Annotated in this window: 20 protein-coding genes; 6 read left to right on the top strand and 14 right to left on the bottom strand. The window is 60.6% G+C overall.

Annotated elements, in window-relative coordinates; all coding sequences use genetic code 11:
- Positions 1-273 precede the first annotated feature (273 nt).
- Both pepN and FHT73_RS07310 read left to right on the top strand, forming a co-directional pair.
- On the top strand, positions 274-2,922 hold the full coding sequence (gene pepN / locus FHT73_RS07305; RefSeq protein ID WP_183710618.1) for an aminopeptidase N: 2,649 nt from the start codon (positions 274-276) through the stop codon (positions 2,920-2,922).
- A gap of 229 nt (positions 2,923-3,151) precedes the next feature.
- Positions 3,152-5,467, top strand: a complete 2,316-nt coding sequence (locus tag FHT73_RS07310; protein ID WP_183710627.1) for a PAS domain-containing sensor histidine kinase — start codon at positions 3,152-3,154, stop codon at positions 5,465-5,467.
- Here the strand turns inward: FHT73_RS07310 and FHT73_RS07315 are convergent, their stop codons facing one another.
- The 13 genes from FHT73_RS07315 to FHT73_RS07375 all read right to left on the bottom strand — a co-directional run bounded on the left by FHT73_RS07315 (position 5,468) and on the right by FHT73_RS07375 (position 20,675).
- Positions 5,468-8,428 (bottom strand): bifunctional [glutamine synthetase] adenylyltransferase/[glutamine synthetase]-adenylyl-L-tyrosine phosphorylase, encoded by a 2,961-nt coding sequence (locus tag FHT73_RS07315; RefSeq protein ID WP_183710629.1) that lies wholly within the window; start codon positions 8,426-8,428, stop codon positions 5,468-5,470.
- A gap of 41 nt (positions 8,429-8,469) precedes the next feature.
- Positions 8,470-9,885, bottom strand: coding sequence for an ATP-binding protein (locus FHT73_RS07320; protein ID WP_183710631.1), 1,416 nt, complete (start codon positions 9,883-9,885; stop codon positions 8,470-8,472).
- On the bottom strand, positions 9,882-10,559 hold the full coding sequence (locus FHT73_RS07325) for a response regulator transcription factor (RefSeq protein ID WP_015339233.1): 678 nt from the start codon (positions 10,557-10,559) through the stop codon (positions 9,882-9,884). The genes FHT73_RS07320 and FHT73_RS07325 overlap by 4 nt, the downstream gene beginning before the upstream one ends.
- A gap of 185 nt (positions 10,560-10,744) precedes the next feature.
- The gene (locus FHT73_RS07330) at positions 10,745-12,298 is read right to left on the bottom strand and encodes a Do family serine endopeptidase (RefSeq protein WP_183710641.1); all 1,554 of its coding nucleotides are present in this window, start codon (positions 12,296-12,298) and stop codon (positions 10,745-10,747) included.
- Positions 12,299-12,466: 168 nt separating this feature from the next.
- Positions 12,467-12,904 (bottom strand): cytochrome c-type biogenesis protein, encoded by a 438-nt coding sequence (locus tag FHT73_RS07335; protein ID WP_183710643.1) that lies wholly within the window; start codon positions 12,902-12,904, stop codon positions 12,467-12,469.
- Between the two features lie 269 nt (positions 12,905-13,173).
- On the bottom strand, positions 13,174-15,162 hold the full coding sequence (locus FHT73_RS07340) for a heme lyase CcmF/NrfE family subunit (RefSeq protein WP_183710645.1): 1,989 nt from the start codon (positions 15,160-15,162) through the stop codon (positions 13,174-13,176).
- The gene (gene ccmE, locus FHT73_RS07345; protein ID WP_112412338.1) at positions 15,159-15,608 is read right to left on the bottom strand and encodes a cytochrome c maturation protein CcmE; all 450 of its coding nucleotides are present in this window, start codon (positions 15,606-15,608) and stop codon (positions 15,159-15,161) included. The genes FHT73_RS07340 and ccmE overlap by 4 nt, the downstream gene beginning before the upstream one ends.
- Entirely contained in the window at positions 15,605-16,747 is a 1,143-nt protein-coding gene (gene ccmI, locus FHT73_RS07350; protein WP_183710652.1) for a c-type cytochrome biogenesis protein CcmI, read from the bottom strand. Before ccmI ends, ccmE begins: the two co-directional genes overlap by 4 nt.
- 95 nt (positions 16,748-16,842) lie before the next feature.
- Positions 16,843-17,274, bottom strand: a complete 432-nt coding sequence (locus FHT73_RS07355) for a hypothetical protein (protein WP_015339227.1) — start codon at positions 17,272-17,274, stop codon at positions 16,843-16,845.
- A gap of 91 nt (positions 17,275-17,365) precedes the next feature.
- Positions 17,366-18,763, bottom strand: a complete 1,398-nt coding sequence (locus FHT73_RS07360) for a HAMP domain-containing sensor histidine kinase (protein ID WP_112607506.1) — start codon at positions 18,761-18,763, stop codon at positions 17,366-17,368.
- Complete coding sequence (locus FHT73_RS07365; RefSeq protein ID WP_015339225.1) at positions 18,753-19,424, bottom strand: response regulator transcription factor; 672 nt, start codon at positions 19,422-19,424, stop codon at positions 18,753-18,755. Before FHT73_RS07365 ends, FHT73_RS07360 begins: the two co-directional genes overlap by 11 nt.
- 122 nt (positions 19,425-19,546) lie before the next feature.
- Positions 19,547-19,801: a hypothetical protein gene (locus tag FHT73_RS07370; protein WP_015339224.1), complete on the bottom strand. Its 255-nt coding sequence runs from the start codon at positions 19,799-19,801 to the stop codon at positions 19,547-19,549.
- Positions 19,802-20,366: 565 nt separating this feature from the next.
- Positions 20,367-20,675, bottom strand: a complete 309-nt coding sequence (locus FHT73_RS07375; protein ID WP_075852052.1) for a Dabb family protein — start codon at positions 20,673-20,675, stop codon at positions 20,367-20,369.
- 156 nt (positions 20,676-20,831) lie between these two features.
- Here FHT73_RS07375 and FHT73_RS07380 point away from each other — a divergent pair, with 156 nt between their 5' ends.
- A complete protein-coding gene (locus FHT73_RS07380) occupies positions 20,832-21,161 on the top strand; it encodes an MmcQ/YjbR family DNA-binding protein (protein WP_112607635.1) in 330 nt (109 codons plus the stop codon).
- On the opposite strand, the gene FHT73_RS07385 is transcribed toward FHT73_RS07380, so the two are convergent.
- The gene (locus FHT73_RS07385) at positions 21,139-21,627 is read right to left on the bottom strand and encodes a YcgN family cysteine cluster protein (protein WP_112607633.1); all 489 of its coding nucleotides are present in this window, start codon (positions 21,625-21,627) and stop codon (positions 21,139-21,141) included. The two genes, FHT73_RS07380 and FHT73_RS07385, sit on opposite strands and share 23 nt — an antisense overlap.
- 164 nt (positions 21,628-21,791) lie before the next feature.
- On the opposite strand from FHT73_RS07385, the gene FHT73_RS07390 reads away from it, so the two are divergent.
- The 3 genes from FHT73_RS07390 (at position 21,792) to FHT73_RS07400 (ending at position 25,355) form a co-directional block, all read left to right on the top strand.
- Complete coding sequence (locus tag FHT73_RS07390) at positions 21,792-24,011, top strand: transglycosylase domain-containing protein (RefSeq protein ID WP_112607508.1); 2,220 nt, start codon at positions 21,792-21,794, stop codon at positions 24,009-24,011.
- 215 nt (positions 24,012-24,226) lie between these two features.
- On the top strand, positions 24,227-24,814 hold the full coding sequence (locus FHT73_RS07395; protein ID WP_112607510.1) for a DUF1214 domain-containing protein: 588 nt from the start codon (positions 24,227-24,229) through the stop codon (positions 24,812-24,814).
- On the top strand, positions 24,807-25,355 hold the full coding sequence (locus tag FHT73_RS07400) for a DUF1254 domain-containing protein (protein ID WP_183710654.1): 549 nt from the start codon (positions 24,807-24,809) through the stop codon (positions 25,353-25,355). Before FHT73_RS07395 ends, FHT73_RS07400 begins: the two co-directional genes overlap by 8 nt.
- Positions 25,356-25,429: the final 74 nt, after the last annotated feature.

Consider the following 25,429-nt stretch of genomic DNA (forward strand, 5'->3'; position numbering starts at 1 on the left):
CGGTAATACAACCATGATGTTTAACCTAAACATTATGTTAGCAATTCTACTGTTGACCTGCAAATGCAGCTTCAGATTTTCTGTTTTTCATTCGAATAGCTGAAACGGGAGCGGCACATCGAGCAAATACTTACCGTGCCATAACAAAACAAATTGATGTTGCGATATGACTTTAACTTTGGTTCAGATTTCGATGTAATGATGCGGCCACTTTCGGTTCGAAGGAAAGCTTCGGACCGTGCCCGCCAAAGCATAGCCTGATCAGGATAGACCATGCGCACAGACACCGGCCAGATCATCAATCTGGCAGACTATCGCCCCACCGACTTCGTTCTGGAGCGCGTGGATCTCACCTTCGATCTCCATCCGACAGAAACTAAGGTAGAGACGCGGCTGATATTCCATCGGCGCGAGGGTGTCGATGCGAATGCGCCGCTCGTGCTTGATGGCGACGAGCTGGTGCTCTCCGGCCTGCTGCTCGATCAGAGCGAACTTCCGGCCACGCAATATGATGCAACGCCAGAAAGCCTGACCGTTCGCAACCTGCCGGAAAGCGCCCCTTTCGAACTGACGATCACGACCGTCATCAATCCGGAAGCCAACACCCAGTTGATGGGCCTCTACCGCACCGGCGGCATCTATTGCACGCAGTGCGAAGCCGAGGGCTTTCGCCGCATCACCTATTTCCCCGACAGGCCGGATGTGCTCGCCCCTTATACGGTCAATATCATCGCCGACAAGGAAGCAAACCCGCTGCTGCTGTCGAACGGCAATTTCCTCGGTGGCGCCGGCTATGGCGAAGGCAAGCATTTTGCTGCCTGGTTCGATCCGCATCCAAAGCCGAGTTATCTTTTCGCACTCGTCGCCGGCGACCTCGGCGTTGTGGAGGACACGTTCACCACAATGTCCGGCCGTGAGGTCGCACTGAAAATCTATGTCGAGCACGGCAAGGAACCGCGCGCGACTTACGCCATGGACGCGCTGAAGCGCTCGATGAAGTGGGATGAAGAGCGATTCGGCCGCGAATACGATCTCGACATCTTCATGATCGTCGCCGTGTCGGACTTCAACATGGGAGCGATGGAAAACAAAGGCCTCAACGTCTTCAACGACAAGTACGTCCTGGCCGATCCCGAGACGGCAACTGACGCCGACTACGCCAATATCGAAGCCATCATCGCGCATGAATACTTCCATAACTGGACGGGCAACCGCATCACCTGCCGCGACTGGTTCCAGCTCTGCCTCAAGGAAGGCCTGACAGTCTATCGCGATCACGAGTTTTCCGCCGACCAGCGCTCGCGTCCCGTCAAGCGGATTGCCGAAGTCCGCCATCTGAAATCGGAACAGTTTCCGGAGGACAGTGGCCCGCTTGCCCATCCGGTGCGGCCGACGACATACCGTGAAATCAACAACTTCTATACGACGACCGTCTACGAGAAGGGCAGCGAGGTCACCCGCATGATCGCGACGCTGCTTGGCCGCGATCTGTTCAAGAAAGGCATGGATCTCTATTTCGATCGGCACGACGGACAGGCGGTGACGATCGAAGATTTCGTCAGGTGTTTCGAGGATGTCAGCGGCCGCGATCTCACGCAGTTTTCGCTGTGGTACCATCAGGCCGGTACGCCGCTCGTCACCGCATCGGGCTCTTATGATGCCAATGCCAAGACATTCACCCTGTCGCTCGAACAGATGGTGCCGGCAACGCCGGGCCAGACCGTCAAAAAGCCGATGCACATTCCGCTCCGCCTGGGCTTGCTCGCCGAAGACGGCACCCCCATCACGCCGACATCCGTCAGCGGAGCGGAGCTTACTGACGACGTATTGCATCTGACGAAGCAGACGCAGACGGTGACGTTCCACGGCATTCCCTCGCGGCCGGTCCTCTCGCTCAATCGCAGCTTCTCGACGCCGATCAATCTGCAGTTCAGCCAGAGCACTGAGGATCTCGCGTTGATCGCCCGCTATGAGACCGATCATTTCGCCCGCTGGCAGGCGCTGATCGATCTTGGCCTGCCCAACCTCTTGCAGGCGACACGAGATGCCCGCCAGGGTGCCGACATAACATGCGGCTCGGCCTTCACCGACGCCTTGCTGGCTGCCGCAGCCGATGAAAGTCTGGAACCGGCCTTCCGCGCTCAGGCGCTCGCCTTGCCGAGTGAATCCGACATTGCCCGCGAGCTTGGCGGCAACAATGATCCCGATGCCATCCATGCAGCGCGCCAGACAATCATCAAGCGCATCGCCGAAGCCGGAGAGGACGTCTTCACCGTGCTTTATGATGGCATGCAGACGCCGGGACCGTTCAGCCCCGACGCGGCAAGCGCCGGCCGCCGCGCCCTGCGCAATGCGGCACTGGGCTATCTGTCGCAGCTGGACAAAACGCCCGCAAGGGTGAAGGCCGCCTATGATGCGGCAAACAACATGACCGATCTCAGCGCCGCGCTGACCATTCTCGCTCAGCGTTTCCCCGACACGACGGAGACGGCGGCAGCGCTTGCGCATTTCCGTGACCGCTTCGCGGACAATGCGCTCGTCATCGATAAATGGTTCGCGATTCAGGCGGCAATCCCGGGCGCTGGGGCGCTGGAGCGCATCCGACTGCTCATGGAAACCCCGCTCTTCAAACGGACCAACCCCAATCGCGTCCGCTCCCTTATTGGCACTTTTGTCTTTGCGAATCCCACGGGTTTCGGCCGGGCGGACGGCGCCGGATACCATTTCCTCGCCGACGAAATCCTCGAGATCGATCAGCGCAATCCGCAGCTTGCGGCCCGCATCCTGACCTCGATGCGCTCGTGGCGGTTGCTCGAACCCGTGCGCGCCGATCATGCCCGCTCGGCGCTGATGCGGATCGAGCGCGCCGCCGGTCTTTCGACCGACGTGCGTGACATCGTCGAACGCATCCTCAAGGAGTGATTTCGATCAACCGGCGCACCGATTTCAAAGGCTGATTTGCATCGGCCTTTTCAGCTTCAACGAGTCCCGAACGCGTGCAACTTACCGCTGCTTGTGTAAAATATGCTGAAATCGCAGATGGTTAAGAAAGTTTTACCGCACCCTCTGGACAAGCCGAATCACGAATGATTCATTAAGGCAGATTCGGGCGAGCGGCGCAGCGAATCACACGAGGGACAAGGCTAAAGCGATGGTGGACGTGCGGCGGGCAACCGCGGCCGATGGACGGCTGCGTGTTAATTTCGACGGTCTGAAATCCTGGCATAGCGGCGTTACTGATCGAACCGGAGTGCGGATGGAGACGATTTCGCGTCGTTTTCCGCAGACGGAACATATTCTCAAGCGCATCATCCCCGTCCTCATCGTTTCCTTCCTGATGGTCGTTGCCGCCTCGCATTTCTTCGGCATGATCACGGAACATAGCCGCATGGCGGCTTCCGCCCGCCGAACGACCTCGCTTTCCATCGCCGCGGCAGCCGCCGCCTTTTCGAACGATGCCAGCCTGTTCCAGGCCGGCGACCGCAACGGCGCGGAGCGGAAGCTCGCCTCCTACCTGCCGCAGGATCGGCTGGACAGCGGTGCCTTCGTCCTGCTGGTGCAGTCGAGCGGCCGTGTATTCGGCTCGTCGGCCGCCGGCTCCGGCTATATCGGCATGCTGGTCTCCGACTTCTTTCCCGAAGTGACGGCCATCCGCAGTTTCGGCGATCATGCCGGCGTGATCGAAACCATGATCGGCGGCGAGCCTTATTATGCCGCGATTTCTCTGATCGGCGACAAAGGCGATTTCATTCTGTCGGCCGCATCGATGGATGAGATCGAAAAGCTCTGGCGCGACGAGCTGACCCTGAACGTCACGCTCTTTGCCGGCATCTCCTCCATCCTGCTCGTCATTCTCTATGCCTACTACACCCAGGTGAAGCGCGCCCGGGATGCGGATGAAATCTTTCTCGAATCCAACCTGCGAGTCGAAACGGCACTGTCGCGCGGGCGCTGCGGCCTCTGGGATTTCGATTTCACCAGCCGCCAGTTCTTCTGGTCGCGGTCGATGTACGACATGCTCGGGTTGCCGGTCGCCGACCGGCCGCTCGCCTTCACGGACGCGGCGCGGCTGATGCACCCGGACGACAACAGCCTGCATATGCTCGCCCGCACCGTCACCCGCGGCAATGCCGGCCAGGTGGATCAAATCCTGCGCATCCGCCATGCCAAGGGACATTATGTCTGGATGCGCGCTCGCGCCCAGGTAATCCGGACCAATTCCGGCCGTGTCCACATGATCGGCATCGCCATGGACGTGACTGAGCAGCATCGGCTGGCGCAGCGCTATGCAGAGGCCGATCAGCGCCTGGCCGACGCCATCGAATGCACTTCCGAAGCCTTCGTGCTGTGGGACAAGAACGATCGCCTGGTCATGTGCAACGCTCATTTCCAGCAAGCATACGGCCTGCCGGATAATGTGCTCGTGCCGGGCACCGAGCGCGCCGTCGTCAATGCCGCTGCCGCGCGACCGGTCATCGAGCGCCGTATCGTCGATCCCGGCCGCTCCAATCACTCGCAGACGACGGAAGTGCAGCTTGCCGACGAGCGCTGGCTGCAGATCAACGAGCGCCGCACCCGCGACGGCGGCCTCGTCTCGGTCGGCACCGATATTACCCAACTCAAGCGCAATCAGGAGCGGCTTCGCGAATCGGAACGCCGGCTTATGGCGACCATCAACGACCTCTCGGCATCACGGCGCATTCTGGAAAAGCAGAAGGCGGAGCTTTCGACTGCCAACACCAATTATCTTGCGGAGAAGGAACGCGCCGAAGCCGCTAACAAGGCGAAATCGGAATTCCTAGCCAACATGTCGCATGAGCTGCGCACGCCGCTCAACGCCATTCTCGGCTTCTCGGAAATCCTGCAGGATCAGATGTTCGGTCCGCTGGGCTCCGCCCGCTACAATGAATATGCCAAGGACATTCACGACAGCGGCAAGCATCTGCTTAACGTCATCAACGACATTCTCGACATGTCGAAGATCGAAGCGGGGCATATGAAGCTAAGCTGCGAGCGGATCAATCTCGCGCCGCTTATCGAAGAGTGCCTGCGCTTCACCCGCATTCCGGCGGCGCAGAAGAACATTCTCGTCGAACAGCGCATTTCTTCCGATATCAAGCTGAGCGCCGATCGTCGGGCGATGAAGCAGATCGTGCTCAACCTGCTATCCAACGCGGTGAAATTCACCAACGACGGCGGCCGTATCTCGGTTCGCACGCGCAGGATCGGGGATGCCGTCATGCTCGTTATCGCCGATACAGGCATCGGCATTCCGAAATCGGCCATGAGCAAGATCGGCCAGCCCTTCGAGCAGGTACAGAGCCAATATGCGAAGAGCAAGGGAGGCTCCGGCCTCGGACTCGCCATTTCGCGCTCACTGACCGCTTTGCATCACGGCCGCATGCGCATCCGCTCCCGCGAGGGCATAGGCACAGTGATCGCAATCCGCATCCCGGATCAGAGCTGATCAGCTTCCCACCGTCGCCTGGAATACTTTCCGTACCGCTTTCGACAGGCGCTTCAGCTCGGCTTCCAGCGTGCGGAGATCCGGGCAATCCCCGGCGCGGCAGACCAGCTCGATCAGGCCGGAAGGCGTGTTTTTCGGATCGAACGTACCGTCGATGCAAAGCCGGATAAGCTGCGACACTTCCGTATAGAGCTGCAGAGCCTCCAGGCAGACGTCCAGATCGTTGCGATCCATCAGGCTGCCGCCGAGCAGTTTCAGCGCTTCGGCCGTGCTAAGGCCGTTTGCATCGATGCCAACGCCGTGAACCGACGCGATCAGCCGCAGATATTGCGCGATGAATTCGATATCGATCAGCCCGCCAGGGATAAGCTTCAGATCCCAAATGCTCTCCGGCGGCTTTTCCTGTTCGATCATGCCGCGCATCTCGCGAACATCCCTAGCGATCTTGGCGACATCTCTCTTTGTCGAAAGAACCTCGCCGATGACGCGCTCCGCATCGTTCACCAGCTCCTCGTCGCCGCAGATCAGCCGTGCCCGCGAAAGCGCCATATGCTCCCAGGTCCAGGCTTCCTCGCGCTGGTACTTCTCGAAGGAATTGATGCGCGTAGCGACCGGCCCCTTGTTGCCGGAAGGACGCAAACGCATGTCCACCTCGTAGAGTACGCCCTCGGCCGTCGGCGCCGAAAGGGCCGCGATCAGGCGCTGCGTGATGCGGGTGAAATAGCGCGTGGCATCGAGCGGCTTCGGGCCATCGGATTCACTGGCCGCGTCGTCGTAATCGTAAAGCAGGATGATATCGATGTCGGAACCGGCCGAGAGCTCGAAACTGCCGAGCTTGCCCATTCCGACGACCGCGACACGGCCGCCGGGATATTCCCCATGCGCCGCTCGGATTTCCTTCATGACAGCATCCAGCGCCGCCTCGACGATCAGATCGGCAAGGTAGGTGAAGGCGCGCGCCGCCATCGTTCCGCCAATTGCGCCCGTCAGCAGGCGAATGCCGATCAGAAAGCGCTGTTCGGAGGCGAAGATGCGCAGCAGGTCGAGGGTCTCCTCATAATGTCGCGCCGGGGCAAGGAAGCTTTTCAGCCGTACGGCGAGATAATCGCGTGTCGGCAGCTCGGCCATGAGCCTTGGGTCAAGCATGCCGTCGAAGACATGCGGCTTAGCCGCGATGATTTCGGCAAGCCTAGGTGCCGACGACATGATGTTGACAATGAGCGAGAGAAGCGCCGGATTGGTTCCGAGCAACGAGAAGAGCTGGATACCGGCCGGCAGGCCGGAGATGAAGCTGTCGAAGCGCAACAAAGCCTTGTCGGCCCGCTTGCTTTCGCCGAAGACGCGCAACAGCTCCGGCGTCAGTTCCGTCAGCCGCTCGCGCGCTTCGACGGATTGCGTGGCGCGATACCGGCCGTAGTGCCAGGTTCGGATGACATTGGCGATGTCGGACGGTCGCTCGAAGCCGAGGCGCCGCAGCGTCTCCAACGTATCCGGATCGTCGCCCTGGCCGGTGAAAACGAGGTTGCCGGTTTCGCTCGACAGCTTGGTTTCCTGTTCGAAGAGGCGCGCATAGCGGCGCTCAACCGTCTTCAATGTCGTCACCAGCGCTTCGGAGAAAGCCGACACATCGGCAAAGCCCATCATATAGGCGATGCGCCTCAGCTCGGCATCGGTTTCCGGCAGCAGATGCGTCTGCTCGTCCCGCACCATCTGGATACGATGCTCGACATCGCGCAGGAACCAGTAGGCCGATGTCAGCTCGTCGCGGGTTTCCGCATCGATCCACTTCGCCTCGGTCAATTCGGCAAGCGTCTGCTCCGTCGATCGGCTGCGCAAGGCCGGCATTCTCCCGCCGGCAATCAACTGCTGCGTCTGCACGAAGAACTCGATCTCGCGAATGCCGCCGCGGCCGAGCTTGACGTTGTGACCTTTGACCGCGATCGCGCCATGTCCCTTATGCGCGTGAATCTGCCGCTTGATGGAGTGGATGTCCGATATCGCGGCATAATCCAGATATTTGCGGAAGACGAAGGGCACGAGATCGCGGATGAAGGCCTGACCGGCGGCGATATCGCCACCGACGGGCCGCGCCTTGATGAAGGCAGCGCGTTCCCAGTTCTGCCCCCTACCCTCGTAATAGATCATCGCCGCGTCCACAGGGATAGCGAGCGGCGTCGAGCCGGGATCGGGGCGCAGACGAAGATCGGTGCGGAAGACATAGCCATCTGCCGTGCGCTCCTGCAGGATCCGCACCAGCCGCCGCATCAGCCGTGGAAAAATGTCGATGGCATCGTCGGGATCGGGAACGATGCCCGCGGTCTCATCGAAGAAGACGACCAGATCGATATCGGAGGAATAGTTAAGTTCTTCCGCTCCGAGCTTACCCATGCCGAGCACGATTAGGCCGGAATTTTCGCTCGGAATGGCGGGATCGGGAACCGTGATCTTGCCGGCCTCATGCGACGACAGCAGCAGATGGTCGATGGCCGCTGAAATAGAGGCCTCGGCGAGCCGGCTCAGCCAACGGGTGGTCTGCTTGCCATCATAAATGCGAGCGAGATCGGCGAGTGCGATGAGAAAGGCAGCGCGGCGCTTGGCGATGCGCAGGCGGCTCATCACCTCGGATTCGGAAGGCGAAACTCCCCCGTCCTCCCCCGGCAGCCAGGCTTGCCGAGCTTCTTGGACCAATGCTTCGATCTGCGGCGACAGCGGCTTCTCGATGGCGGCGACCAGAAGAGACGGTTCGAGATTGGCGGTTTCCCGCAGATGAGGAGAGAGAGTGAGGGCAGCGACGACAAAATCCCGCAACGCGCTTTCGCCCCCAAGCAGATCGGCAATGACGGGCTCGCCTCCCGCGATCTGCTTGAGATCCGCCAGTACAGACTTCGTTTCCGTCTGGTTCAACGCCCGCAGCCGCCCGGCAGAAACCTCCCGCAGCAAATCGCTTTGCGTCGTCGTCATGCAGTTCTCCCCAAACAGCAAGCGGATACCGCAGGATTAACCTATTGTTTCTGCATGGGGAAGATCATGGTGACCGTTAATCCCTTGGCGGCTGGATTTTCGGGATCGGTATCGGAAAGCTCCAGCCGGCCGCCATGCAACTCCATCACGGCTTCCACCAGCGCAAGGCCAAGCCCGGTTCCCGGCTTGGAGCGGCTTTCGTCCAGCCGAAAGAAACGCTTGACCACATCGGCACGCTGATGGGCAGGAATGCCCGGCCCATGATCGGCAACGGCGAGCGTCACAGCGTCACTCGCGCGCGCCAGCTTGAACGTGATCGCCGGTTTTCCGTTGCAGCCCGACGCATATTTAAGGGCATTGTCGATGAGATTGAACAGCGCCTGGCCGATCAGCTCGCGGTTTCCTTGCACTTCGACTTCCGGCTCTATCTCGGCGGTGAGCGCCAGGCCCGCCTCTTCCGCCACCGGCTCGTAAAGTTCGGCCGTATCGGCGACGATGGAGGAAAGATCGACCGCGGTCATTTCTGCGGCCACGGAACCCGCCTCGACGCGGGAAATCATCAGGAGCGCATTGAAGGTGCGGATCAGCTGATCGGATTCGCCGATGATGCCCTCAAGCGCTGTGCGGCGGCCTTCGCTGTCGGCATTGTCGAGCGCATCGGCCGCCTTGTTGCGCAGGCGCGTCAACGGGGTCTTGAGGTCGTGGGCGATATTGTCGGAGACCTGCCGCAGCCCTTCGTTCAGCTTCTCGATGCGCTCGAGCATGGCATTCAGCGACGCCGACATCCGGTCGAACTCGTCGCCGGAACCGCCGACTGGCAGGCGCTGCGAGAGATCGCCCGCCATGATCTTGCGGCCCGCATCCGTCATCCGGTCGATACGCTTCAGCGCGTTTCGGCCGATACCGAACCAGATGACCAATGCGCCGAGCCCCATAATCGCCAGTGCCAGCATCAGCGCCTGACGCACCAGCACGCGGAAGCGCTCCGGCTCGCCGAGGTCGCGGCCGATGAGGATACGCAAGCCATTGTCGAGAATGAAGATATTGGCAATTGCCAGATGACGGCGCTCCGGATCGTTGGAGGCGTCGGTGTAGCGCTCGTAGGAGAAGGGAAGCTCCGTCCAGCCGGCCTGCCCGAGCACGCCTGGCTGTACGGAAGCGACGTTGCCAGCCAGGATGTCACCGGAAGGACCCGCAATGACATAGAGATTAGCACCCGGCTGGCGGGCACGGCGCTCCATGGTGCGCAGAAGCAGGTTCAGGCCGCCGATGTCATAGGCACGCTTGACCTGACTGACCTCCTGCTGGACGGCATCGCGTATCTGCCCCGTCAGCAGCCGTTCGGACATGGCCGTGACATAGAAGACCAGCGTCGCGGCGCAAAGCGAGAAAAGAAGGATGTAGAGGGCGGAAAGGCGGACTGCGGTGGACTTGAAGAGGACGCGGAAGCGACTCATCCCTCGTCCTTGATCATGTAGCCGGCGCCACGAATAGTCTTCAGCAGCGGCTGGCTGAAATCCTTCTCGATCTTGGAGCGCAGGCGCGAAACGTGGACGTCGATGACGTTCGTCTGGGGGTCGAAATGATAATCCCAGACATTTTCGAGCAGCATGGTGCGGGTGACGACCTGGCCGGCATTCTTCATCAGATATTCCAGGAGACGGAATTCGCGCGGCTGCAGCAGGATTTCCTTGCCGCCACGGCGCACCTCATGCGAGAGGCGGTCCAGTTCCAGATCGCCAACACGATAGAGGACATCCTGCTCCGGCGTTCCCTTGCGGCGGCCGAGTACTTCGACACGGGCAAGAAGCTCGCTGAAGGCATAGGGTTTCGGCAGGTAGTCGTCACCTCCAGCACGCAGGCCGGTGACACGATCGTCAACCTGGCCGAGCGCAGAAAGGATCAGAACCGGCGTATGCACGCCCTTGCGGCGCAATTCGCTGATAACAGACAGCCCGTCCCGACGAGGAAGCATGCGATCGATGATGGCGACATCATAAGTGTTCTCGGTGGCCATGAAGAGACCGCTCTCGCCGTCGCTCGCGTGATCGGCAACGATGCCGGCCTCGCGAAACGCCTTGGTTAGGTAAGCCGCCGCTTCAAGATCGTCTTCGATGATCAGAATCTTCATGTGAGCGACATTACCTGCCGACGCTGCCTCGGCACAACCAGAATCGGGAGAACTCACGGCATGTTGGCTAGCGGTTGTCATCTTTCACCTGCCTTGGAACCAGTCATTTGACACGTTCTAAAAGGGAAAGCCGCACAAGCCGTGGCCTGCGCGGCTTTCCCAATGCATTTCATCCGTCTGAAGGATCAACCGGCGTTGATCGGCAAAGCAACAAAGCGGCTGCCGTCACCGGACTGAATCTGGAACAGGGCGCGGGTGCGACCGTCCTTCTTCGCCTGCTCGATGATCTTGGCAATATCGCCGGCGTTGGAGACCTGCTGGTTGTTAACTGACGTGATCTTCTCGCCTTCCTTCACGCCCTTATCGGCGGCATCGGAGTCGGGATCGACGGCCGTGATCGCTACGCCCTTGCCGTCATCGGAAGGGCCGACGGTCAGGCCAAGGTCAGCCAGCGCCTTCTCGGAGGACGGCTGCTGCGGCTGGTTCGGCTGCGAGTCGTCATTCGAGGCCTGGTTCTGATCGGCCGGAAGCGTGCCGAGCTCAACCGTGACCGACTGCGACTTGCCAGCGCGCCAGATAGAAACCTCGACCTTGGAACCCGGCTGCATCGCGCCGATGCGACGAGCCAAATCACGCGGATCCTTGACCGGGTCGCCATTCACTGCGGTGACGACGTCGCCGTTCTTGATGCCGGCCTTCTGACCCGGCGAGCCGTCCTGCGGGGAGACCACGAGAGCACCGCTTGCTTCGGACAGGCCGAGGGATTCGGCGATATCCTTGGTTACAGGCTGGATCTGTACGCCAAGCCAGCCGCGCGAAACCGTGCCGGTCTTGATCAGGTCGGCGACGACATCCTTGGCCGTGGTTGCCGGGATCGCGAAGGCGATGCCGACGCTGCCGCCGGACTGCGAGAAAATGGCGGTGTTGATGCCGACCACCTGGCCGTTGAGGTTGAAGGTCGGGCCGCCGGAATTGCCCTTGTTCACCGGTGCGTCGATCTGAATGTAATCATCATAGGGACCGGAATGGATATCGCGGCCCCGGGCCGAAACGATACCCGCGGTCACGGTGCCACCGAGGCCGAACGGGTTACCGACGGCAACGACCCAGTCGCCGACACGAACCTTGGAGTCATCGGCCCAGCCCACATAGGTGAACTTCTTGCCTTTGGGGTCGACTTTCAGGACAGCGAGATCGGTACGGCTATCCTTGCCGACGAGCTTGGCGTCGAGTTCAGTGCCGTCGTTGAGGACGACGACGAAAGCTGCACCATCGGAAACGACGTGGTTGTTGGTGACGATGTAGCCATCTTCCGAAACGAAGAAACCGGACCCTTGAGCGACCGGGCGCAGGTGGCCCTTGTCGTCAGAATTCTTCTGCTGGTTCTGGCCGCGCTGCTGGCCGCGGCCCTGCTGCTGCTCGAACTGGCGGAAGAACTTCTTCAGCGGGTGATCGTCCGGAAGGTCATCGAAGCCGCGGCCGAGACCGAAAGAATCATCCTCGTCGGCAACCGAGTTGACACGGGATTCGACGCGAACCGACACGACGGCCGGCGACACGGCATCCACCACATTGGCGAAGCTCGGAACCTGCGGCGCCTGGACGTTGACGGCATCGGCATAGGCACCGGAGACCACGGCCGGAACACCCGTTGCCAAGGCAGCAACAGCGAGGCCTGCGACGACGGAAGCCTTCATAGCAGTGCTGCGGGACAAAGTGTCCTTGATATTCCTGAACATATGCGAATTACCTTTTCGTTTCTCGTCAAATTTGCGCCGGGCGAAACCGGCTATGATGCGTCATAAGGAAGATATAGGGCACGGCACCTTACAACGAACTGTCCGCCCCATGAAAAATTCGTAATGTAAGGTATCGATGCAACGTTATGACGAAAGACGACGGCCGCGTCACTTGCCGAGGATATCTTTCAACTGCGCCTCTTCATCGGCGTTCAGAGAGCTGCCGATGGGCTTGCCCGCGCGGCGGCGCGCGTAAACGGCAAGGGCCAATCCGCCCGCTAGAAAGAGCGCGATCGGCGCTCCCCAGAGAATGTATGTCTTTTCGCTCAGGCGCGGCTTGAGCAGCACGAACTCGCCATAGCGGGAGACGATGTAATCGAGCACCTGCTGATCGGTGTCGCCATCCGTCAGTCGCTTGCGCACCAGCAAGCGCAGGTCCCGCGCGAGATCGGCATTGGAATCATCGATGGATTGATTCTGGCAGACCATGCAGCGCAGTTCGGCGGAGATGGTCCGCGCCCGTGCCTCTAGGGCCGGATCCGGCAGAACTTCGTCCGGGTTGACCGCGAAGGCGGGTGCCGCGGCGAAGAGCAATGCCAGCAGCATAAGCAAGCGGATCACCCATACTTTCCCCCCTTTAGGGAGGAAGTCGCCGGCAGCAGCAGCCGAGGAAGAAGGAGCACTGCCCTTACTGCGGTGAAATACCCCCTCATCCGCCCTGCGGGCACCTTCTCCCCGAGGGGAGAAGGGAAAACCGCTGCGGCCTTCATTGACCGGTTTTGCTTTGATACCGGTACGACAGCGACAATCTCCCCTTCTCCCCTCGGGGAGAAGGTGTCCCGGAGGGGCGGATGAGGGGGAGACGGTCAAACGCATCATTCGGCCGGCTCCATCGCGGGACGAGCTGGTTTTGCCTTCCGGCTCGGGGCGCCGACGCGCAGGCGACGGTCGCTGAGCGACACGAAACCGCCGATCGCCATGATGAGCGCACCCAGCCAGATGCAGAGAATGAACGGCTTCCACCAAATGCGCACGACCATGCCGCCGTCCTTGCTGGCGTCGCCGACCGATACATAGAGTTGGTTGAGACCCAGGGTGAGAATGCCGGATTCGGTCGTCGCCGTGCGGCTTGCAGTGAAGACGCGCTTGGCGGACGACATTTCTGCAAAGACAACCCCGCCACGGCTGACCGTGAAGTGGGCGCGATCCTCGGTGAAATTGGGGCCGACGCCGGGCTGCACGCCGTCAAAGCGCAGGCTGTAGCCGCCGAGCTCGGCTGTCTCGCCCGGCTTCATGCTGGTGATGTGTTCCGCCTCGAAGGTCGTCACCGCGACGATGCCGAGGACAGTGATGCCGAGGCCGGCATGGGCAAGCGCCGTGCCAAAGGCAGAGCGCGGCAGCCCGCTCAGGCGGCGCCACGCGACACCAGCCGCCACCTTGCCGACGCCGGCGCGATACCAGAGGTCGGCCAAGGCGCCGAAGACCAGGAAGAAGCCGGCGGCGAGACCGAGAGCGGCAAGCACTGGCCCACCATGCTCGACATAGAACAGGACAAGGCCCGCCAGGAAGGCCAGGCCCGCAATGACATAAAGCCTCTGCAGCGCACCGAGCAGATCGCCGCGCTTCCAGGCGAGCAGCGGGCCGAACGGCACAGCAATGAGGATCGGGGTCATCAATAGCCCGAACGTCATATTGAAGAAGGGCGGCCCAACGGAAATCTTGTCGCCGGTCAGTGTTTCGAGCGCCAGCGGATAGAGCGTACCCGTCAACACCGTGCCACAGGCAACCGTGAGGATCAGGTTGTTCAACACCAGCGCGCCCTCGCGCGAGATCGGCGCGAACAATCCACCGGCGGCAAGCTTCGGTGCACGCAGCGCGAAAAGCGATAGGGCACCGCCAATGAAGATCAGAAGAATACAGAGAATGAAGATACCGCGCGTCGGATCGCTGGCGAAGGAATGGACGGAGGTCAGTACGCCCGAGCGGACGAGGAAGGTGCCGAGCAGCGACAGCGAAAACGTCAGGATTGCCAGCAGCACCGTCCAGATCTTCAGGGCATCGCGCTTTTCCATGACAACCGCCGAATGCAGCAGTGCCGTGCCGGCGAGCCAGGGCATGAAGGAGGCATTCTCCACCGGGTCCCAGAACCACCAGCCGCCCCAGCCGAGTTCGTAATAGGCCCAATAGGAACCCATGGCAATTCCGAGCGTCAGGAAACTCCAGGCGGCCAGCGTCCAGGGTCGGACCCAACGTGCCCAGGCGGCATCGATGCGACCTTCCAAAAGTGCGGCGACGGCGAAGGAAAAGCAAACGGAGAAGCCGACATAGCCGAGATAGAGCAAGGGCGGATGGATCGCGAGGCCGATATCCTGGAGGACGGGATTGAGATCCTTGCCCTCCGCCGGCGCCGGGTTGAGCCGAAGGAACGGATTGGAGGTGAGCAGAATGAAGACCAGGAAGGCCGAGGAGATCCACGACTGCACGGCCAGCACATTGGCGCGCAGCACGTCGGGCAGATTGCGCCCGAAGAGCGCGACGAGCGCGCTGAAGAGCGCCAGGATCAGCAGCCAGAGCATCATCGATCCCTCGTGATTGCCCCAGACGCCGGAGATCTTGAAGACCAGCGGCATCAGCGAATGGGAGTTGGCCCAGACATTGAGGACGGAGAAATCGGAGGCGACATAGGCATAGGTCAGCACGCCGAAAGAAAAGGCGACCAGCAGGAACATGACGATCGCGCCGACGGGGGCGATATCCATCATCGACACGTCGCCGCGCCTGGCGCCGATCACGGGAAGGATGGAGACGACGAGTGCGGTGGCGAGCGCCAGCACCAGCGCATAGTGTCCGAGCTCGATGATCATCGGGTGGCCTCCTCGCCCTTCCAGACGCCATCTGCCTTCAGCTTATCGGCGACCTGTTTTGGCATATAGCGCTCATCATGCTTGGCGAGCACGCTGTCGGCAACAAAAACGTCGCTGCCCGGCTCGAACCTGCCTTCGGTCACCACACCCTGCCCTTCGCGGAACAGGTCTGGCAGAATGCCGTCATACTTGACCTTGATCGTGTCGGTGCCGTCCGTGACGGAGAACTGCACTTGCGTACCCTGACCACGCACGATCGATCCCTCACCGACAAGCCCGCCGAGGCGGATCAGCGTCCCGGCATTGACCGGCGTCTTGGCGAGATCCGCCGGCATGTAGAAGTAGGCGACCGACTGGCTGAAGGCGAACAGCACGAGCAGCACGGCAACGGCGATGAAACCCATGCCGCCGGCGATCACAGCCAGACGTTTCTGCTTGCGGGTCATTGCTGCGTCACCTCCGTCGGCAATCCCAATTCTTTCGCCAGCGCCAGAAGCTGCTGGCCCTCCCCTCCATCGGCCGGAAAGGCCGCGAGACCGCGCTTCAACGCATCCGCTGCGCGCTCCCGATCATTCAACACCGCATAGGAGCGGATTAGCCGCATCCAGCCCTCGAAATTCTTGGGATCTTCCTTGAGCTTGGCATCGAGGCTGTCGACCATGCCGCGGATCATCTGCTGGCGATCGCCGCTGCTCAGCGCATTCGCCGCAGCGACATCCTCCGCCGTCGGATTGCCGGGCGCCTTGTCATTTGCCGACGCCATCGGTTGGCCGCCATTCTTGACGATGTGTTGATCAACGACAGCAAGCCAGGGAGCGTCAGGCGGCGATTGCTTGGCGAGAGCCTCGAAGGCGGTCTTCGCATCGGCAGCCTTGCCCTCCTGCTCCAGCGCGAGCGCCAGATAGAAAAGCGTGCGCGGATTGGCGGCATCGAGCGCAAGCGATTGCTGCAGCACGTCCCGCGCCTCCGCCGTTACTATGCCATTGGCCTTGACGACCAGCACCTCGCCCAGATCGCCAAGTCGGGCCGCGTTCGGCCCCAACAGACGGATGACATTGCGATAGGCAAGCTCCGCATCGCCGACACGGTTGGTCTTGAAATAGATGGGTGCCAGGACTTCCCAGCCCTTGGCGTCATCCGGGTTCTTGGCCAGATGCTGCTCGATCTTGACGATCGAGATGGCGAGATCGTTTCCTGGCTTCTCCAGCCGCGCTTCCAGCGGCTGCGCCGGCAGGCCGGGATCGCCGTTGATAAGATAAAGACAGAGACCAACGGCCGGAAGAAGGACGATGATGAAGGCCTGAGCAAGACGATAGTTACCACGCGCAGGCGATTTTGCCGCCGTCTTCTCGTCTTTGGCGGCAGCGATGAGGCGCCGCCCTATTTCGGCGCGGGCATAGCCTGCCTCCTGCGCGGAGATGAGGCCGCCGGCAAGATCGCGCTCCAGTTCACGAAGCTGATCGCGATAGACCTCAGTCTCGCCGGAACGGCCGCCCTCCGCCTCCTTCGCACCACGCAGAAGAGGATAGAGCAGCACAGCGCCGACAACCGCCGTAAGAACGGCCACGAGAATCCAGAACAGCATAGACGCCCAATACTTTAACGGGGCGCTTATTCCAACCGGGAAAGGCCATCTGACGAAGATTTGAGGCGTTTGGCCGCGCCTTTCATTGCAGACGCCTATTCAAGCGGCGTCCAGGTGCCGTCGTCATTGCGGCAGGCCGCGCCCCTTGCCGTCGTCGGCTTGCCGTCGACCGTGACGGTATGCGTATATTGCCGGCAATTCTGCGAGCCGACCTGATAGGGCGCAGCGGGGACAACCTCGCCACTTGCATTCCTGCCCTTCCATGCCACAGGCTGGCCGAGAGGCGAGGTCTCAAGCGCCCGATATTCGGCTTCCAGCGCGCGCTGCTTGTCGCTGTCGCTGAGCTTGATGCCGGTGCGCTCGACGATGCCACCATCAAGAGCATTGATGAAGGTTGCGGAGGCCGGAGGCTTCGCAGACGAAAACAGGCTCTTGCCGCCTCCCAAGCTGCTCGTGGTCGAGCAACCAGAAAGCGCGAGTGCGGCGAAAAGAGAGGGGACGACCAGGAAAAAGGTACGAAGCTTCATACAACCGAACCAGTATCAAAAAGCAAAACCAATAGGTACTGCGCTGCGGCATCATCATGACCCACAACGTCTTTTGGCATCATGCCGTTCCTCACGCAACATCCTTCATCAGGCCCGGCAAAATTAGGCTCGCCCGAAGCCCGCCCCAGCTACCCCGGGAGAGCTCGAAACGGCCTTGATATTCGTTGGTGATCTCGCTGACGATCGAAAGCCCAAGCCCCGTGCCGGGCTTGCTCTCGTCCAGTCTGCGCCCGCGTTTCATGGCTTCGCGGATCTGATCCGGCTCCAGCCCGGGACCGTCGTCCTCAACCACCAGTTCCACCCAGTGGCGCCGCGCCGGATCGATGCCCTTGATCTCGGCCGGCGCCTCGTTTGCAACCAGACGCACCTTGTGTTCGGCAAAGCGGGCGGCATTCTCCAGCAGATTACCGACCGTCTCCTCCAGATCCTGCTGCTCCATGGCGAGCGCCAGATTGGGCGAGACGGAGAGTTCGAACTCCTTGTCGGCGTTCAGCCGTCGCATGACACGGACGAGCCGTTCCAACGCTGGCTCGGCCTCGGTGCGTGCCAGCACGGATTCGCGCTGGGCGGCGATGCGGGCACGATTGAGATAGGATTGCACCTGCCCCTGCATGGCTTCTGCCTGGTTCTTCACCAAATCGCCATGTGAGCGCTCCAAGACGCGGGATTCGTTGAGCAGCACCGCAATCGGCGTTTTCAGCGAGTGCGCGAGATTGCCGACCTGCATGCGGGCACGCTCGACGATACGCCGGTTGCTCTCGATGAGCGCGTTGATCTCATTGGCAAGCGGCAGGATCTCACGCGGGAAATCGCCCTGCAAGCGTTCGCTTTCACCGGCGCGGATGCGCTCCAGCGCGGCGCGCGCCTTGTCGAGCGGTTTCAGGCCGTAGAGAATGGCGAGCGCATTGACGATCAAGCTTCCGACGCCGAAGCCGACGAGTGCGAAGTAGAGGCTGTGGGAGAAATTGCGGACGTCGTCCTCGACCACGGCCACATTGCCAGTCACACGGAAGCGTGCGGCACGGCCGTCCGTGTCGAGCACGACTTCCGTTTCGGCTACCTGGACGCGGTTTCCGAAGGCATCGGTGACGATGTAATAGCGTTCGTAATTCTTGTCGAAGGGCGCTTCCAGCACGGAGAGAACAGGCAAGTTCGATGCGCCGAGCGACGGCGAGACCAGTGGCGTCGCCGTATAGGTGCCAAGCGGCTCGACCATCCAGTACCAGCCGGTCTTCGGCTGGGCAAAACGCAAATCACCGAGCTGCGGGCTGCCTGACAATGTGCCCTGGTCGCCGATCGTCACCGAGTTGATGACGTTATAGAGCTGCGCGCGCAACAGGTCCTGGAAACCGCGCTCGGCGCTCTTGCGATAGATATTCGAGATGACGAGGCCGATCACCACCAGCGCCACGGCGGACCAAAGCGTGGTCAGCAGCAGGACGCGAGCGGTGAGCGACTTAATTCGCATTGGTCGGAGCTTGGATTCTGTAACCAAGGCCGCGAACCGTTTCGATCAGGTCGACACCCATCTTCTTGCGCAGACGACCGACAAATACCTCGATCGTATTGGAATCCCGATCGAAATCCTGATCGTACATATGCTCGACCAGCTCGGTGCGTGAGACGACCTCCCCCTTGTGATGCATGAGATAGGCAAGCAGACGATATTCGTGCGAGGTGAGCTTTAGCGGCTTGCCGTCGACAGTTGCCTTCGAGCTCTTGGTGTCGAGCCGCACCGGGCCGCAGACGATTTCCGAAGAGGCATGCCCGGCGGCGCGGCGGATGAGAGCGCGGATGCGGGCAAGCACTTCCTCGACATGGAAGGGCTTGGCGACGTAGTCGTCGGCGCCGGCGTCGATGCCTGCCACCTTGTCGCTCCAGCGATCACGTGCGGTCAAAAGAAGCACCGGCACAGTGCGCCCGGCGCCACGCCATTTCTCAAGCACTGTGATGCCATCCATTTCAGGCAAGCCGATATCGAGGATGATAGCATCGTAAGGCTCGGTATCGCCGAGGAAATGCCCTTCCTCGCCATCAAAGGCCGTATCGACCACATAGCCTGCCTCCTTCAAGGCCTCGGCAAGCTGACGGTTCAAGTTGATATCGTCTTCGACTATGAGAATGCGCATCTCTAAATCCAATTTCCCCGGTTCGATAAACAGTACCGCAAATCGTGGCGCAGTGGAATCACGGAAACAATAAGATTTCGTGTAAGATTCAAGGCGTTAGGTGGCACCAAAATGCGCGGGAATCACATCGGCACCTTCATCGTCACCTTGCGCGGACGCTGGCCGTTGCCCTGGACGAGAACAGTGATGATGCAGCTGTCACCGGATGGTTGTACCGAGAGAAGCTGACCGCCGGTCTTGGCGACCACCTCGTCAGCGGCCTCACTGCAATCGCTGTTGGCGCGCGCGACCAGGGTCGACGTCGGCGCTGGCGCCGGCAGAACAGACGAGCCGGCCAGAACGAGGGCCGCTGCTGCTATGCTTGAAAATGAGGCCATGCTTCGGGCTTCCCACAGGGATATGAACTTGGCCGATTATTTACCCAAACACGTCTGAATGGCAAATGAATGGGCTGTAATTTTCGGCCGACCATGCGTCGGGGTCACCTGACTGGTGCTCTAACCATTTGAAATTATTGAACGCGCATCTGCCGTAGCGTGATAACGGCAACCGGCTGTCGTTCCGGAGCGCCGCATCCATACAATCTATCGGCGATATGCGTGAATCGATACGTATCCGCGTTCGCGGGCACCACACGCCCGGAGCCGCAGGCTTAGCCATTTTTAATCATTCTTGCTTATCATCGGTTCATAGAGGCGGGATGAAACGTCGCCTTTCGTGGCCAATGCAACCGGCCTGCAAGCGTCTTGTCGACATAAGGCGTGGCGATTTCCTTGAGTCCTTTGAATCGCTTGCCGCGATTTCTTCTCAAGTTGAATCCGGAGCTTCAAAAGTTGATTCAAGAACCTCAAGCCGAGAATCCGGTTGCCGACAATCCGATTCCGCTCGCGTGCTCAATCCGTTGAAAGGGCTGGCGGGAAATGGTTCTACGGGGCCAGACGTTCAGAAAGGTTCACGGACGGCCGTCACCGTCTCATAGTCTGCCGCAATGCGCATTTCGCGCAGCGGACGAACGCGCTCGATGGAGCGCTGGTAATTCGGATGGGCCTTGTAAGCCGCCAATGCCGCCTCGTCGTCGAATTCGCCGTAGACCACCAGATCGACTTCGGTTCCGAGCTGATCGGTCTTGACGTTCGTGCCGATCTCCAAAAGCCGCGCATGCGGAATGGCCGTGAGGATCGAGAGGCCGGAACGGACCTCCTCAAGCTTGGCGCGATCGGGAACGGTGAAGAAGACGATATGACGGATCACGCGGCGGCTCCTTGTACATATGCGCGGGGCATCGCGCGATACCATGCGTGTGGGTGCAATTCAATAAAACGCCCCTTCGCTTCCCGAACCGTTTCGTCGCAGGTCACGCAGGCGCCCATTTACGGCACGGCGGCGCGGCGTGTTATCATCGCGGCCATGACCGATGAGGACCTTATATCCCTCGCCCTTGGCCTGCCGTACGCAGCAGAGAGCTCACACTTCGGAACCCGTGACTTTCGCGTGGGGGGCAAGATCTTCATGACACTTCGCGGACCGGATTTCTGCGTCCTCAAGCTGACGCCGGACCAGCAGCAGATGGCTTCGACCATCATGCCTGAACATGTCGCCGCCGTGCCCGGCAGCTGGGGCCTGAAGGGGTGGACCCGACTTTTCCATCGCGATGCCGGAAGCGAGGAGGTCAGAAGGCTGGTGCGTCAGGCCTGGCGGAATACAGCGCCGAAATCTATGGCTTTGCCGGAGGATTAGGTATCATGTCGTCCTCGACGGTCAGCGGCCAGTCGACAACATAATCCTCGAAATCATCGAGAGCGACATCGTTTTCGCTGATGGTGCGCCCTTGTGCGGAGGCACCCGCTATATGCACCGTTTCCGGATCGCCCGAGATCAACGGATGCCACCAATAGAGATCGCGGCCCTCGTTGACGAGGCGATAGGCGCAGGTGGGCGGCAGCCATTGCAGCTCCGGCACTTTCTCGGGCGTCAGTTGCACGCAATCCGGCACGAAATCCCAGCGGTTCGGATAGCTGGTGCAACGACAGCTCTCGCCATCCATCAGCTTGCAGCGGATCGAGGTGAAATAGACGTCGCCGCTATCCCACTCCTCGAGCTTGTTGAGACAACAGAGGCCACAGCCGTCGCAAAGGCTCTCCCATTCCGACGGGCTCATCTCCGTCAGGGTCTTGCTTTTCCAGAAGGGTATCTCGTCTGTCATCATCATCGTCCTCGCCCGGCCAAGGGGAATTCGGGCTGCGGCATGCATGTCTCTTGTTCTTTTCTCTAAATCAACCAATTATTCAATTAGCCGTTCTATGAGATAATGGGCTTTGCGTGTGCCACAAGGAGACACGCGGCAGCAATGTGGTCGGGAAGTAGAGCGTGGAAGACCCATCCAATCCAGAAAACGGGCCGAAGATGGAGCCCGAGACGCCTAGGGATAACGGGGCCGAAAAGCCGCGGCGTCGGAAGCGCTATTTCTTTTTGCGCCTCGATTCATGGATCGACTCCACTTTGTGGAATGCCGGCTTCGGTCTCGCCGAGGCGTGGGAAGAGATCACCATCTTCTTCCGCCGCTTCCGCGTTCGCGGCTGGAAACGTATCTTTTTCGAATTGCTCGGTGAAGGCCTGACGCTGGGGACCGCCGGCTCCGTTGTCATGCTGATGCTCGCCATGCCGGCCTTCGAGGCCACACAGGGCGATTGGCGCAACCGCGGCAATTTCGCCGTCACCTTCCTCGACCGCTACGGCAATGTCATCGGCCATCGCGGCATCATTCACGAAAATTCCGTGCCGGTCGACCAGCTGCCGGATTATTTCATCAAGGCGGTGCTGGCGACCGAGGACCGGCGCTTCTTCGACCATTTCGGCATCGATGTGATCGGCCTGTTCCGCGCGCTGACCGTCAATGCGCAGGCCGGCGGCGTCGTCCAAGGCGGTTCGACGCTGACGCAGCAGCTTGCCAAGAACATCTTCCTCAGCAACGAGCGCTCCATCGAACGCAAGGTCAAGGAAGCCTTCCTGGCGATCTGGCTCGAGGCCAATCTCTCCAAGAAGGAGATCCTGAGCCTCTATCTCGACCGCACCTATATGGGCGGCGGCACCTTCGGCGCAGCGGCGGCGGCGCAATTCTATTTCGGCAAGAGCATTACCGACGTCAATCTGGCCGAAGCTGCAATGCTCGCCGGCCTCTTCAAGGCGCCGGCGAAATATGCGCCGCATGTTAACCTGCCCGCCGCTCGTGCCCGCGCCAACGACGTGCTGTCCAATCTCGTGCAGAGCGGGCTGATGACCGAGGGACAGGTCGTCGCCGCGCGGCGCAACCCGGCTTCAGTGGTCGACCGCGCCCAGATCGAATCCCCGGATTATTTCCTCGACTGGGCCTTTGACGAGGTACAGCGGCTTTCAAACCGGTTCCCCGAGCGCTCGTTGATCGTGCGCACCACCATCGATATGGGGCTGCAGAAGGCGGCGGAGGATTCGGTCCAATCCAGTCTGATGGAATTCGGCGAGCGCTATAAGGCCAAACAGGGTGCCTCCGTCGTCATCGAAAACGGTGGCGCCGTGCGCGCCATGGTCGGCGGCAGCGACTACGGTGAAAGCCAATTCAACCGTGCGACCAAGGCGCTGCGCCAACCCGGTTCATCCTTCAAGATCTATACCTATTCAGTGGCGATGGAGAATGGCATGACGCCGACATCCACCATCGTCGATGCGCCGATCAGCTGGGGCAATTGGAGCCCGCACAATTACGAGAACCGCTATGAAGGCAAGGTGACGCTCACCCAGGCGCTGACGCAGTCGATCAACACCATCCCCGTACGGCTCGCCAAGGAGAAATTCGGCATTCAACCGATCCGCAACATGGCCAAGGCCATGGGTGTCGAGACGCCGATCCGCAACGACAAGACCATTCCGATCGGCACATCGGAAGTGACCGTTCTCGACCAGGCGACCGCCTATGCCGTCTTCCCGGCCAACGGCATGCAGTCGCGGCGTCACGGCATCGAGCAGATCACCGGCTATGACGGCAAGGTGCTCTATGATTTCAGTCACGACGAGTTCCCTGCAAAACGGGTTCTCAGCGAAAAAGCCACGTCCTACATGAACCAGATGCTGACGCAGGTTCCGGTGATCGGCACCGGCCGCAAGGCAGCCCTCGACAACGGCATCGTGGTCGGCGGCAAGACCGGCACCACTCAGGCCTATCGCGACGCCTGGTTCATCGGCTTTACGGGCAATTACACCTGCGCGGTCTGGTTCGGCAACGACGACTATACCTCCACCAACAACATGACGGGCGGCACCCTGCCGGCCATGACCTTCAAGAAGATCATGGATTACGCCAATCAGGGCATCGTGCTGAAACCGATCCCCGGCATCGCCAACCCTTTTCCTGTACAGAAACCACAAACGGTTGCGGCCAAGAAGCCCGCCGACCCTGCCAATGGCGGCCTGCCGCCATTGGTGCGTCCGCGCTCGCTTTCGGTCGACTCCACAAGCATCCTGCGCGATATCGGCGAAAGGCTGAAGGCCGCAACACCACTCGGGGCACAGAAGGTGGCGACGGCGGAGCATCGCAGCACGACAGCGCCTGAATAACCAGTTCCCCCAGGAAATGCGCGGCGGCGCGACGCTGATGGCAGCGGCAAACCCGCGGTCGAACTGAAGGATGGAGGCCGGTGTTTTGCATGTCCGCTGCTATTCCCGATCTTCGCCATTGTTCTCAAGACAGCCGTAAATAGTGGCTTGCCCTTCCCCCTACCGCCAGAATCAGGAATAAATCGGCACTGATTTGTCACGAGGACGATCCCAGGGTGTTCCGAGTTCCCCTTCTTGTTGCGCTTTCGCTTGTCATCGCCTTCGGCGGCGGGATCGTGTTCACGCTTCTGGCGCTGGATGCCACCTCCGGCTTCGGCGCGATCAAGCTTGGCGCCTGGCAGGCTTTCCCCGAAATGCAGACAGCGGATGCGGACCCTTATGCGAAATCCCATAGAGCGCGTGCCGGGCGGCTGCTCTATGGCACCGCCGAAGGGCTGGTGTTTACTGCCTCCGACGATGACGGCAAAGCGCGGCTGACCGCAAATTGCACCTACCGCATCAGCGGCCAGACGCCGCCGGCGAGACTATGGACCCTTTTCATCGCCGGTAATGACGGCCGTCCGGTCGAGGATGCTGCCGGTCGCCCCTCCACCATCAATTCCTGGGTGGTGCTGCGCAAGCCGGATTCGACCTTCAACATCACCGTTTCGTCCTCAGCCCAGGCGGGCAACTGGCTTGCCTTGCCCCCGTCTGGCAATTTCCGTCTGGTATGGACACTCCTGGATTCGCCGGCGGCCAGCAATTCCGGCCTGATCGATCTTGGCATGCCGAAACTCGAGAAGATCGGATGCGGCAATGTTTAGATTCGTCTTTGCGATTCTGACCGGCCTATTCGGTGCGGTACTGCTGCATATCATCATCATTCTGTCGCTGCCGCACTTCTCCGATCGTGACGCCTATACACGTGTGTCGGACGAAGGTGACGAGAACCATTTCTATATGCTCGACAACAAGGACGATGACGCGGGGCTTTCTAACACTGATCCCTACATCCGCACGGCCGTCTGCGCCTTCGACATCGAGGATACACCCGTTCATCTGACCGCGAAGGGCAAGGTGCCGTTCTGGTCGCTTGCCATCTATGACGCGGCATCCAATGAAGTGTTCAGCATGAGCGACCGCACCTCGGTCGGCGGAGCGCTCGACCTGCTGCTTGCATCCCCCGTTCAGCTGACGGGCATACGCAAGGCACTACCGCCCGCCCTTGCCCAATCGATCCTGGTGGAAGTGCCGCGGTCTCAAGGCTATGCGGTCCTACGCACGATGGCGCCGCAGGCAAGCTTCGACGATGCGGCCAGAGAATTTCTCTCAGAGGCCGGGTGCGACGAATTCGACAATGGCTGAGATATTCTTGGGCTGAGATATTGCTGGAACCGCAGGCCGCCAATTAAGCGGCTGGAGCTAGGTTGATCCGGGAT

This window comes from Rhizobium sp. BK098 (assembly GCF_014193155.1).
Taxonomy (GTDB): domain Bacteria; phylum Pseudomonadota; class Alphaproteobacteria; order Rhizobiales; family Rhizobiaceae; genus Rhizobium.

What these genes read in the sequence shown, in the direction of transcription:
- FHT73_RS07315 (WP_183710629.1), bottom strand. Translation starts at nt 8,428, where the DNA reads ATGACGACGACGCAAAGCGATTTGCTGCGGGAGGTTTCTGCCGGGCGG.
- FHT73_RS07400 (WP_183710654.1), top strand. Translation starts at nt 24,807, where the DNA reads ATGTTTAGATTCGTCTTTGCGATTCTGACCGGCCTATTCGGTGCGGTA.
- FHT73_RS07340 (WP_183710645.1), bottom strand. Translation starts at nt 15,162, where the DNA reads ATGATCATCGAGCTCGGACACTATGCGCTGGTGCTGGCGCTCGCCACC.
- FHT73_RS07380 (WP_112607635.1), top strand. Translation starts at nt 20,832, where the DNA reads ATGACCGATGAGGACCTTATATCCCTCGCCCTTGGCCTGCCGTACGCA.
- ccmE (WP_112412338.1), bottom strand. Translation starts at nt 15,608, where the DNA reads ATGACCCGCAAGCAGAAACGTCTGGCTGTGATCGCCGGCGGCATGGGT.
- FHT73_RS07320 (WP_183710631.1), bottom strand. Translation starts at nt 9,885, where the DNA reads ATGAGTCGCTTCCGCGTCCTCTTCAAGTCCACCGCAGTCCGCCTTTCC.
- FHT73_RS07335 (WP_183710643.1), bottom strand. Translation starts at nt 12,904, where the DNA reads ATGCTGCTGGCATTGCTCTTCGCCGCGGCACCCGCCTTCGCGGTCAAC.
- FHT73_RS07355 (WP_015339227.1), bottom strand. Translation starts at nt 17,274, where the DNA reads ATGAAGCTTCGTACCTTTTTCCTGGTCGTCCCCTCTCTTTTCGCCGCA.
- pepN (WP_183710618.1), top strand. Translation starts at nt 274, where the DNA reads ATGCGCACAGACACCGGCCAGATCATCAATCTGGCAGACTATCGCCCC.
- FHT73_RS07360 (WP_112607506.1), bottom strand. Translation starts at nt 18,763, where the DNA reads ATGCGAATTAAGTCGCTCACCGCTCGCGTCCTGCTGCTGACCACGCTT.
- FHT73_RS07385 (WP_112607633.1), bottom strand. Translation starts at nt 21,627, where the DNA reads ATGACAGACGAGATACCCTTCTGGAAAAGCAAGACCCTGACGGAGATG.
- FHT73_RS07325 (WP_015339233.1), bottom strand. Translation starts at nt 10,559, where the DNA reads ATGAAGATTCTGATCATCGAAGACGATCTTGAAGCGGCGGCTTACCTA.
- FHT73_RS07365 (WP_015339225.1), bottom strand. Translation starts at nt 19,424, where the DNA reads ATGCGCATTCTCATAGTCGAAGACGATATCAACTTGAACCGTCAGCTT.
- ccmI (WP_183710652.1), bottom strand. Translation starts at nt 16,747, where the DNA reads ATGCTGTTCTGGATTCTCGTGGCCGTTCTTACGGCGGTTGTCGGCGCT.
- FHT73_RS07370 (WP_015339224.1), bottom strand. Translation starts at nt 19,801, where the DNA reads ATGGCCTCATTTTCAAGCATAGCAGCAGCGGCCCTCGTTCTGGCCGGC.
- FHT73_RS07330 (WP_183710641.1), bottom strand. Translation starts at nt 12,298, where the DNA reads ATGTTCAGGAATATCAAGGACACTTTGTCCCGCAGCACTGCTATGAAG.
- FHT73_RS07310 (WP_183710627.1), top strand. Translation starts at nt 3,152, where the DNA reads ATGGTGGACGTGCGGCGGGCAACCGCGGCCGATGGACGGCTGCGTGTT.